The following is a 10211-nucleotide window of genomic DNA, read 5'->3' on the forward strand; positions in this document are numbered from 1 at the left end:
AGACCCGAAACCCTTCGTATGGACGAAGACCGCGGACGAGATCCTTGAGCGCCTCGCCGGATATCTGAACCGAATTCCAGACTCAGGACACTAGGAGAGCAGCCGCCCCGACGGCTTAGAAGAGGGCAGGCGGCGACGGCGAAGGTGGTGTGCGTACCTCAGGCGAGGTCCCCGCCCCGGTCGCGTTCGGGTGGGGGCACGATCGTGCGGTCACGAGGTCATCGAGCGCGGTGCTTCCCGGCACCCGCCGTAGATCCCTCAGCAGCTGACAGGATCACGTTCACGAGTCGGTCGGCCGCATCCGGCCGGCCGTACGCGCGGGCCCGCTGCCCCATCGTCTGCCGCAAGCGGGCATCGGCAAGGAGCGGTCCCAACGCGTCCTGCATCCGCTGCGCCGTCACCTCACCCTCCAGCGCAACCGCGGCCCCGGCCTCTTGCAAGTGGCGCGCGTTGTAGGCCTGCTCGTTGCCTGCCGAGGTGGCCAGCGGGATGAACACGGCCGCCTTGCCCAGCGCGGTCAGCTCGGCGAGCGTGCCCGCCCCGCTGCGCGAGATCACCACGTCCGCGAGGGCCAGGACATCCGGCAGTTCCTGTCCGACGAACCCGCTCACGTAGTAGCGGCCCGCACTCTCTGCCGGAAGCGCCGCGGCCCGCTGGTGCAGGGCCTCGACGTGGTCCGGCCCGCACTGGTGGATCACGTTCGCGTGCTCCAGTAGCCACGGCAGGACCTCGGCCACGACCGTGTTGATCTGCTGAGCACCCTGGGCGCCCCCGGTGACGTACACGGTGGGCCGCCGACCGTCGAAACCCCGCAGACCCAGTGCCTCGACCGCCTTCTGCCCGTGCCCGCTCAGCACCTCGGGCCGCACCGGATTCCCGGTCACCACGGCGATGGAGCGTGCTTCCTCGGACAGCAGCTCCAACGTCGATTCCGAGGAAACCGCGATCCGCGTCGCCGACCCGGCCAGCTTGCGATTGGCCAAGCCCAGCCGCACCGTCTGCTCGTGCAGCACCAGCGGCCGCCCGCACAGCCGCGCCGCGAGCCCGGCGGGAACAGCCGCATAACCCCCGGTCGCCAGCACCACATCCGGACGGAATTCCGCGATCGCCTTGCGTGCCTGCGCCACGCCCAACGGCACCCGAGCCATGTCCCGCACGTTGGCGGCCGACAGCATCTTCAGCGGATTCGACGACCGGCGGATCTTGCCCGTGGCGACCGGAGTGAACGGGATCCCTTCGGCGGGAGCAACCCGGGCCTCCAGCCCGCTCTCCGCACCGATCCACAGCACCTCCAGCACCCGCCCGGACCCCGCGAGCCGGTCCCGAAGCGCCCGGATGGCAGTCAGCGCAGGGTAGGTGTGCCCACCGGTCCCACCACCCGTCACAGTCAACCGGAAAGCAGTCAGCGCACCCTCATGAGGATTGTTCACCAACGGAGATCCCATCTGGTCTGTGCGGAGACTCGCTCGTACCGCAGCGGACCCCAGCACACGGGCGCTGATGATCAATACGCCTGCCATAGGGGTCACTGCGATCGCTGACGGACCGTACCGCACCCAGCGCGGCAGCAGCCGTTCCCCCAAGCCACGTCCCGCCGTCCGGTGGGCTCACGCTCGCACGCCAGCTCTGGCGCAATGCCAACGCCCGCCACCGCTACATCCTGGCCACCGGACGCCCGCACCCACAGCGAGAGAGGTACTGGCTGGGGTGGACGCCTCCTCGCCGGTGGCGTGAGCCACCCGGCCGGTTTTTCCGGTCACGCCTCAGGCGAGTTGTGGCGCGATCTCGGCTGCGATCCATCCATCGCCCCTTCTCTGCCTGGCCGGAGCCCGCTACCAGGCCGGATTCGCCCTCGCCGACCACACGATCACCGTCCGCCTCGACGGACACCTCATGCACGCCATCGCCGACAGCGCCCTGATGGGAACGCGGCCCTGCCCCGTTCCAGCCGACCGCCTGGGACAGATCGGCGGGGCGGGGAGGGCGACGTCCCCGCTGCCGTCTCCGCCCCTGTCGGCCGGTGCCATCCAGGCCCAGCGCAGGGTGCATGCCAGCGGTCGCTTCATGATCAACGGCCAGTTCATCAAGCTCGGCCAGGACCATGCCGGAAAGATCGTCACAGTCGTCGTCGAGGACACCCTCTACCGGATCCTGCGCGGAGAAGACGAACTCGCTGTCCGCCCCAGCAAGAACACCCGACCGAAGTCCTGAGATCTCACACCGACATACATTCACAGCCCCTCGCTCGACAGCCGGGCGGCAGCCGACCTGGCGGGTCCCTCTGGTCGCGAGTAGTGCCTCCCGTCTGCGGAGAGGAAACGGGAAACAGTGCCATTTGCCTTGTCCGTCCAGTCAGGGGTGCCGCACTCTTTCGAGCAGCACCCCTCGTGCACCTGGATGGACGGTCCTGGAGGTTTTCCGTGCTTCTGCCGTCCAGCGAGTTCGGCGAAGAGCTGAGGAAGCGGCGCTTGGGCGCCGGATTGAGTCTCACAGCGCTGTCGGCCGTCGTGCACTACAGCAAGGCGCAGTTGAGCAAGGTCGAACGAGGCATCAAAGCGCCAAGCCGTGATCTGGCTCGGTTGTGCGACGCCGCCCTCCACGCCGGCGGAGCGCTGATCGCTTTGGCCGCCCCGCCCGTTACTGACGTGCCGAAGGAACCGGCTCCATATGAGGCCAATGAGGAGGAGTGGGTGATGCGGCTGTCACCAGATGGCTCGAGCGAATTTACGCCCGTGGGCCGACGGCAGGTCGTCAGCGCCGGGGCAGCCTCGCTGATGAGCTGGCGTACGGGCGGTCGCCGCGTATCTCCAACCGGGGGCGTAGGAATGCTGGATGCATCCCGGTCCCTGTTCACGCACTACCGGCGGCTCGGCCAGAACGTCGAGCCCGGCTTCCTGCTGCCCGGGCTGATAGCGCAGACCCATACGCTGCGGGAGTTGTCCGAGCACGTGGATTCCCGGACCCGCCAGGAGTTGCTGGCGCTGGGCTCTCGGTATGCCGAGTATGTCGGCTGGCTGGTACAAGAGACGGGTGACGAGCAGGCGGCGCTGTGGTGGACGCAGCGTGCGGTGGACCTTGCTGCAGCCGGTGGCGACCGCGCACTGGCCGGGTATGCGCTGGTCCGGCGGGCCCTGGTCACGCTGTACCAGGACGATGCCGAGCAGACCGTTGCTCTGGCACGTCGGGCGCAGAGCGGCACGCTCCCGCCGCGAATCCGGGGTCTTGCCGCGCAGCGTGAGGCGCAGGGGCACGCTCTCGCCGGCGATGGTGACGCGTGCATGCGCGCTCTGGACCGCGCCCGGACACTGCTGGGCCGCCAGGAAGGCGAGGGTGAGGCTCCGGTGATCGGCAGCATGCATCTGCCTGATTCGGTCGGCATGATCACCGGGTGGTGTCTGTTCGACCTCGGCCAGATGCGGAAGGCGGCCGAGGAATTGGACCGCCAACTCGCGCTTGTCTCGCCTGATGCGGTGCGCACGCAGGTGCGCTACGGCATACGCCGGGCGCTGGCTTATGCGTCGCACGGCGAGATCGACCACGCCTGCGCACTGGCGGCGACGCTTCTCGATGGGGTGGTAGCCGTCCGGTCCGCGACTGTGACGATCGACCTCCGTCGCCTCTCCCGGGTCCTGGCCCGCCATCGCGGCCACGCCGCGGTGCGCCAGCTGGGGCCTCGCTTGGCGGTGCTGTCCCGACTCCCTGTCTCCTGAGAGGAACCTGGCATGCCTGACGTGTTCATCAACTACCGGACAGGGGACGGCAATGACATCGCTGCCCTGATCGACAACGAGCTTGCCAACCGTTTCGGCAAGGACCGGGCCTTTCGCGCCTCGCGGTCCATTCCCCCGGGCTCCACCTACCCCGAGGCGCTCCTGACGAGCGTGCGCCGCAGCGCACTGGTGCTGGCGGTCATCGGGGCCGACTGGCTCAACTTCCAGTCCAGGTTGCGCGACCCGGAGGACTGGGTCCGCAAGGAGATAGTGGAGGCGTTCCACTGCGGAGTGCCGGTGGTGCCCGTCCTCGCAGGCAGGGGGACGGAACGCCTGCGCAAGGAAAGACTGCCGCAGGAGCTGGCGAGGCTGGCCGACCTGCAGTCCGTACGGCTGGACACACAGAACGCAGAAGCGGACTTGAAGCGCCTGGGTGACCTGGTAGCCGAGATGGTTCCCGAGCTGTACGCCCTCGAGCACGCCGAGGTACCCACGCCTGATCCTGGCTCCGTGTCCAATTCGGTCGACGCTGTCAGCGGAACGGCCGTGCAGAGCCGGGACTTCACCGGAGACGTCGGCAACACCGTAATCAAAGGGTCAACCGGTCCCGTGCATTCAGGCCAGGGAAACATCTACCAGAACTCGCGCCATGTTTCGGGTGATCGGCACTACTCGGGCGACGGCATGACGAACATCGAGGGTGATCAGCACGGTGACATCCACCACCGGTTCGGCGACTCGGACCAGCCCGAGGACAACGAGCGGTGAGCGATACATTCACCACGCGCGTCGAGCAGCCCGGCGGCCCGGTGCACGCCGGCTCGGGCGACTTCTACAACTATACCGTCAATGTGGGCCTTGGCTTCCAGGAGTCGTCCGGCCGAAGTCCGCGCCGCATCGCGGACGACCACCTCCGCCTTCTCCGGCAGCAGTTCGTCGATCCCGCCGGGATGGGCATGGCGCGCCGTGTGCTCGACGCCAGCAGTACCGTGATCCTGCGCGGCGCTCCTGGCAGCGGCAGGACCACGGCAGCATGCGTCCTGCTGTACGAGGTTCACCAGGGCGTCGGCATCTTCCGCGAGCTTCTGCCCGGCGAGGAGGAGGGGGCCCTCACCGATCCCGACCTGGTCGGCGTCGGTGACCGGCTGCTGCTGAACCTTGCCGAGGCCAACGTCTCCCAGTGGGCCCAGGCGCGCAGGGACCTGTCTGCGCTGCGCAAGACCGTGCAGGAACAGCAGGCGCAGCTGGTGGTCGTCATGCCGCATGACGGCGCCTTGGAGTCGCACCTGCAGCCCTTCCAGGCCGATATCGCGCGCCCACCGACCATGGAGGTCTTCCGGCGGCACCTGAGGCTGCAAGGGATACCGTACGAGGAGTACCGGCTTCCCGCCTCGGCGCTGGATGAATTCCTGGCAGAAGAGCCGTCGATGGAGGAGATCGCGCACTTCGCCGACCGCGTGCGCCGCGCCCGTGCGGCGTTGCCGGTTCGTGAAGGGTTCGCCACCTGGTGCAAGCAGTCCCGTGACGCACGCACGCAGTGGCGCAAGGAAGTCTGCGAACTCGTCGCGACACGGTGCGCGGCTGCACAGCGGGCGTTGCTGTTCGCCACGGCCATGCTCCACGACACGCATGCTGACGTCATCCACCGCGGCGCTGCACTCCTGCTCAGCACCTTCAACACGCCGCGGGACGAGACGCCTCTGCTGGAGGGCAAAGATCTGGCCGAACGCTTGGAGGAGATCGGCGCAGCAGCCGGGCCGGACGGTCGCGTGCGGTTCGACAGGCTGGACTACGACGCTGCGGTGCGCGCCCATTTCTGGGACCACATGCCTGACCTTCGGCATCTGTTTAGTTCCTGGACCGTCCAGAGTACGGAGCTGGATGATCCGCATATCACGTCGGAGCTGCGCAAGAGGGTGGTGAGCCGGCTCGCCGACCAGTACTTGCGCACTGGCCGGGGAAACGATTTGGCATTCCTGGCGGAGGAGTGGAGCGCTACGTCCAGGAGCCGTGTCCGGCTGGAGGCCGCTGTAGACGTACTGGCCTGCGGTCTGAGCGACCCGCGCTACGGCCGAAGCCTGCGGATGCTCGTCTACGACTGGTGTAAGGGCAAGCGGCTGACGGGGACCCTCGCACATGTTCTCCTACGCGTCTGCACCGACGTGATCGCGCCCACCCACCCCGACCAGGCCGTGACCCGCCTGCATCACCTGGCCCGCCGGGAACGCGGCGCCACCCCCGCTCTCGATGCCTTGTGCAGCCTTGCCGTGACCAGTGCGCGACTTCGCCGCCGCATGCTCGACCGACTCACCCGTCATTCAACCGCACCGACCGTCGACGCCCGCCTCTTCCTGCGAATCTGCGACCCCGTGGCACTCACGCACCCAGCAGGCGCACCGCGCCCGCTCATCGACGAAAGGGGCGTCCAGGACTGCGCGGCGGCAGGCTGGGCGGAGGCGCTCGCCCGACTGCCGCGCCCGCAATGGCAGCCGTATGCCCAACGATGGCTGCACACGGCCTGCACCGCCGACAACCATCGCGATCTGCTGCTCACTCTGCTGGTCGATGCCGCAGGCCGAAACGGCAGCACCCTCGCAGTGCTGTACTCGGTCGCCCGCTCCGCAGAGCCCACTGCCCCTGGCGGGCGGGCATCCGGCGCCGCAACCACCGAACGCCTGCTCCAGAAGATTTCCACGGCCCAGGGCCTACGCCCGCCGGCCGCACCGACTCCACCCGCACCGCCCAGGGGGGCTGCACGATGACCACCGGCCGCAAGACGACGACCGTTTTCCTCACCGTGCTGTGTGCCCTGCTGCTGTCTATCCTCGGCCTGGTGCAGGAGTGGCCCATATGGGCGTGGGCCGCCCTGGCCCTTGCCGTCGCCGGTGCTCCCGCCGCAGCCTTCAAGATCGCCGCGATGCGGCGCGGCTCTCTACCCGCCGACTTCACGAACTTCCTCCCCGCCGCCCCGATCGAGCGCAGGGAACACCATGTCAGCCGCGTCGCATTGCCCAGCAAATGGGACGACTACGACTTCGTGTTCTCCGCCACTGTACGGTGGCACCCCCTCGAAACTTACGGCGACGACCCCGTCCTCAACCCGGCAGGCCTCGCCGTCGAGGCGGTGCTGGACCGCGCCCGAACACTCACCGAGCAGCGGGAGCCCGGCCGGGCCTCATTCGTCCAGCACGAACTGAGCGGTGCCCTCAGCAGAATGCGCCCGGACAATACCGGACACCTCCAAGTCATGGCAGAAGACATCACGCTTACCTTGCACGAACCCGACCAGGAACGGCTGGCCAAACTCGCTGAGATCCGCAAGGACAAGGCAGTCTGGGAACACCAGCGCACATACGAACAAAGCAAGCGCGAATACCTGGGCGACGACGTACTCAAGGACACCGGCAGCGCGGTGGTCTGGTGGCTGGCCAAGAACGACAGCCACATAGAGAAGACCGTGGCAGACCTCGGCCTCCTCGCCCAGCTGACCTCCGCAGCCAACAACACCGACATCCCCGAGCGGCTTCAAAACCTCATCCCCACCGCCAACGGGACATCCACTCCTGCCGAACGGGAACCGACAACCTCTGACCACTTCGAGGCCTTCCTCACCGGCATGGGCTTTACCAGCGGAGACGACCGACGGGGAATGCTCACCAAACAGATCGCCGACATCATCAGAACGCAGGACAAACACGAGACGGCCGATGAACTGCTGCGCCGCTACGACCCACCAGCAGCCTTCACCGCACCCGCGGACGACCAACCGGAAGAACCCGACCACCCAAGATGTCGCAGACGGCCCAATACCCGGAGTCCAAGCTCTACTTGAAGGAGAACCATGGACAACGAATTGGCCGCGCTGACCGCATCGGGAGCATCTACCCTGGTCTCACTCATGGTCACCGATTCCTGGACGCACGCCCGCGAACTCCTGCGGCGGTTCCTCTCACGCAGCGATCAAAACGACGCCACGATCACCAGCCTGGACGCCTCGCGGGCCCGGCTCCTCGCCTCCCAGACCACAGGCCAACCACACGGGCCCCGCGAGGCCGTCGAGCAGTGGGAGGCACACCTGCGACATCTGCTGCAAGGCCGCGCCGTCTCCCACGCCGAACTACGCGAACTGCTCACGTCGTTGCAACATCTACAAAGCGAAGCCGCACGGCCGGGCACCGTGCACAACAACATCAACGGCGGGGTACAGCACGGCCCAGTCATCCAATCAGGCCAGATCACCGGACTCACCCTCCACGCCCACCACTCCGACCCGCCACACAACTGAACCGCCACGAGGACCAAGCCTCCATCAGACCCGGAACGGCCCACTTCCGGCTGCTGGTGTGGGCCGACACCAACGTGGCCATGGATCACACCGTGCTCGACGAGCGACGGGCCACCGCCGACGAGCACGGCCCGGTGAAGCTGCGCCTGTACCTCGACGGCGAGGACGTCCACGCCCCATGGGAAGACGCCTGCATCGCGTTCAGACGTGTGTGGAGGTCGTCGAGCGCGGCGCTGCCCGGCACCTGCGGGTGGGCCGCATCCGGACGGCCGTGCGCGCGGGCCAGCTCCGCCATCGCCTGCCGCAGGTGGGCATCGGCAAGGAGCGGGCCCAACGCGTCCCGCATCCGCTGTGCCGATACCTCGCCCTCCAGCGCGACCGCTGCCCCAGTCTCCTGCAGATGGCGCGCGTTGTGCGCCTGCTCGTTGCCTGCCGAGGTGGCCAGTGGGATGAACACGGCCGCCTTGCGCTCGTACCGTAGCGGACCTCCCCGCCAGCGCATGATCAATACGTCTGCCGTCGGGCTCACTGCAATCGCTGACGGACCCGGCCGCACCCCAGCGCGGCAGCAGCCCGTTTTCCCCAAGTCACGTCTGGCCTCGGTCTGCTTGCGCGCCTGCGCTGGCGCAACGCCTACGCCTGCCACCACGACGTCCTGGCCGTCGAACGCAAGGAACGCGCCTGCATCCGCAGCCGGAGAGGCATCCGCTGGGGTGGGCGCCCCCTCGCCGCCGCGGCCTGAGTGACCCGGCCGAACTTGCCGGTCACGCCTCAGGCGAGTTGTCGTGCGACCTCGGTTGCGATCTTTTCCATCGTCTCTCCGGCGAGGTCCACTGCAGGTCTCCCGAGTCCGGACAGGCCTGCCATGACCCCAGCAATCCGGCTGCCACCAACTGGTCAAGCGTGCCGGACAGTTCGGCGGTCTGGGTACCGCAGGCGCGCGCCATCTGCTCGAGGTCGCCCAGGCCAGTACCGAATTCCGGGTCCGTGTTCGCCGTGAGGTACACGCTGGCCAGCCGGGGCAGCGGTCCGATAGCCCGTGCTGCATAGCCGGCGCGCAGGGCCCAGTCCGCGGCACGTCTTCGGTCGGGGCGGGCTGGAGCTTGGCCGAGCAGCGTGACATCGAGCAGTTCAGCGGCGATCTCGTTGGCTGCACCTCCGGGGGTCGTGCGCAGCCATCGTGCGTGCTCCATCTCGTGCGATGGGCCCGTGGCTGTGTCGAGGCGGAGGCTGCGCATCACGCCCTTGGACAGGCGGACTCGCATGTGGGTGTTCATCCGCAGTGCGCACTGCAGTGCCAGCAGGCGTGCGGCGGCTGAGGTGTTCTCTGGGAGCGCGGCGGCGAGGTAGCTGAGCATTTCGCGGATCCGGATCCGCTCCCCTGGCCCCTTGGGATGTCTGGACTGACGAATGGCCGCTGGCTGCAGCGGTGCCCGGGCGAGGGCGGTGTCGGGTACGACGGCGGCCCGTGCTGTTGCTGCGGCGCAGGCGCTGCAGGCGTCGGTGAGCCGCCACAGCCGTCCGCCGCGTTCGCATGCGAGGAGGAGGTGGATGGGGCCGGCACAGCCGCGGTGACGGGGGTGCCAGTGGCAGCCGCGTTCATGGCACTGGCAGATCCGCAGGTGCGGGGGCCGCAGGTCTCCGCGTGCGTGCCGGGCGAGGCGGGCCAGGGCCGTCGAGCGAGCGGAGACCGCGGTGATTGGTGTGGTGCCGTGGGGGCAGTGCCGGCAGATGAGGACGAGGCCGCCGGCGTGCGAGCGCAGTTCCACGGTCCAGGCGCGTGGTGTCGCTGGACATGCTGTGCGCAGCCTCATGGACGCGTTTTCCTCCGGTTGCTTCCGCGCTGGTCCCGCCCTTGGGGTGCGGGTGCGGCCGCCACCGTAGTGCAGACCTCTGCCCTCTTGCGGCTGCCGTCACCTGGGAAAATAGGGCAGAGGTCTGCACTGACAGGGCAGGGGTCTGCACCGTCGGATGGACGGGTGACGATCTTGCCGCCCGATCCGGACCTCGACGCGCTGCGGTTGGAGCTCGCGCGTCTGCGGGCCGCGCGCGGGTGGAGCTACGACGAGCTCGCCGCCCGCAGCGGCCTGGCCAGACGCACCGTCATCGAAATCGAGCAGGGCCGCACCACTGAGCTTGATCCGCTTTGACGGACATCCGAGATCAGGGGTTCTGCCCCGGGAGGATGTCCATCATGGAGAGCATGGGGAAGAAGA

At 68.2% G+C, this 10211-nt stretch carries 9 protein-coding genes and 2 pseudogenes; 8 read left to right on the forward strand and 3 right to left on the reverse strand.

Annotation, left to right across the window (positions count from 1 at the left end):
* Positions 1-218: 218 nt before the first annotated feature.
* Positions 219-1445 (reverse strand): UDP-N-acetylglucosamine--N-acetylmuramyl-(pentapeptide) pyrophosphoryl-undecaprenol N-acetylglucosamine transferase, encoded by a 1227-nt coding sequence (locus tag ACI2L1_RS44500; RefSeq protein WP_404745203.1) that lies wholly within the window; start codon positions 1443-1445, stop codon positions 219-221.
* Between the two features lie 448 nt (positions 1446-1893).
* Between ACI2L1_RS44500 and ACI2L1_RS44505 the strand changes: the two genes are divergently transcribed.
* The 6 genes from ACI2L1_RS44505 to ACI2L1_RS44530 all read left to right on the forward strand — a co-directional run bounded on the left by ACI2L1_RS44505 (position 1894) and on the right by ACI2L1_RS44530 (position 7995).
* Positions 1894-2211, forward strand: coding sequence for a hypothetical protein (locus ACI2L1_RS44505; RefSeq protein ID WP_404745195.1), 318 nt, complete (start codon positions 1894-1896; stop codon positions 2209-2211).
* A gap of 209 nt (positions 2212-2420) precedes the next feature.
* Complete coding sequence (locus ACI2L1_RS44510; RefSeq protein ID WP_404745196.1) at positions 2421-3710, forward strand: helix-turn-helix domain-containing protein; 1290 nt, start codon at positions 2421-2423, stop codon at positions 3708-3710.
* A gap of 12 nt (positions 3711-3722) precedes the next feature.
* Positions 3723-4478, forward strand: a complete 756-nt coding sequence (locus tag ACI2L1_RS44515; RefSeq protein WP_404745197.1) for a toll/interleukin-1 receptor domain-containing protein — start codon at positions 3723-3725, stop codon at positions 4476-4478.
* Complete coding sequence (locus ACI2L1_RS44520; RefSeq protein ID WP_404745198.1) at positions 4475-6472, forward strand: hypothetical protein; 1998 nt, start codon at positions 4475-4477, stop codon at positions 6470-6472. Before ACI2L1_RS44515 ends, ACI2L1_RS44520 begins: the two co-directional genes overlap by 4 nt.
* Positions 6469-7542: a hypothetical protein gene (locus ACI2L1_RS44525; protein WP_404745199.1), complete on the forward strand. Its 1074-nt coding sequence runs from the start codon at positions 6469-6471 to the stop codon at positions 7540-7542. Before ACI2L1_RS44520 ends, ACI2L1_RS44525 begins: the two co-directional genes overlap by 4 nt.
* Positions 7543-7551: 9 nt before the next feature.
* Complete coding sequence (locus ACI2L1_RS44530) at positions 7552-7995, forward strand: hypothetical protein (protein ID WP_404745200.1); 444 nt, start codon at positions 7552-7554, stop codon at positions 7993-7995.
* A gap of 85 nt (positions 7996-8080) precedes the next feature.
* Here the strand turns inward: ACI2L1_RS44530 and ACI2L1_RS44535 are convergent, their stop codons facing one another.
* Entirely contained in the window at positions 8081-8497 is a 417-nt protein-coding gene (locus ACI2L1_RS44535; RefSeq protein ID WP_404745201.1) for a hypothetical protein, read from the reverse strand.
* Positions 8498-8599: 102 nt separating this feature from the next.
* Here ACI2L1_RS44535 and ACI2L1_RS44540 point away from each other — a divergent pair.
* Positions 8600-8737, forward strand: a pseudogene (locus ACI2L1_RS44540) (IS630 family transposase); the annotation flags it as partial.
* A gap of 22 nt (positions 8738-8759) precedes the next feature.
* On the opposite strand, the gene ACI2L1_RS44545 reads toward ACI2L1_RS44540, so the two are convergent.
* A complete protein-coding gene (locus ACI2L1_RS44545; protein WP_404745202.1) occupies positions 8760-9353 on the reverse strand; it encodes a hypothetical protein in 594 nt (197 codons plus the stop codon).
* Between the two features lie 621 nt (positions 9354-9974).
* Here ACI2L1_RS44545 and ACI2L1_RS44550 point away from each other — a divergent pair.
* Positions 9975-10124, forward strand: a pseudogene (locus tag ACI2L1_RS44550) (helix-turn-helix domain-containing protein); the annotation flags it as partial.
* Positions 10125-10211 lie beyond the last annotated feature (87 nt).

It is taken from the genome of Streptomyces sp. NPDC019531 (assembly GCF_044903305.1).
Lineage (GTDB): Bacteria > Actinomycetota > Actinomycetes > Streptomycetales > Streptomycetaceae > Streptomyces.

Coding starts and splice junctions, on each gene's coding strand:
- ACI2L1_RS44500 (WP_404745203.1), bottom strand. CDS start 1,445: ATGGGATCTCCGTTGGTGAACAATCCTCATGAGGGTGCGCTGACTGCT.
- ACI2L1_RS44505 (WP_404745195.1), top strand. CDS start 1,894: ATGCACGCCATCGCCGACAGCGCCCTGATGGGAACGCGGCCCTGCCCC.
- ACI2L1_RS44515 (WP_404745197.1), top strand. CDS start 3,723: ATGCCTGACGTGTTCATCAACTACCGGACAGGGGACGGCAATGACATC.
- ACI2L1_RS44525 (WP_404745199.1), top strand. CDS start 6,469: ATGACCACCGGCCGCAAGACGACGACCGTTTTCCTCACCGTGCTGTGT.
- ACI2L1_RS44530 (WP_404745200.1), top strand. CDS start 7,552: ATGGACAACGAATTGGCCGCGCTGACCGCATCGGGAGCATCTACCCTG.
- ACI2L1_RS44535 (WP_404745201.1), bottom strand. CDS start 8,497: ATGCGCTGGCGGGGAGGTCCGCTACGGTACGAGCGCAAGGCGGCCGTG.
- ACI2L1_RS44545 (WP_404745202.1), bottom strand. CDS start 9,353: ATGCTCAGCTACCTCGCCGCCGCGCTCCCAGAGAACACCTCAGCCGCC.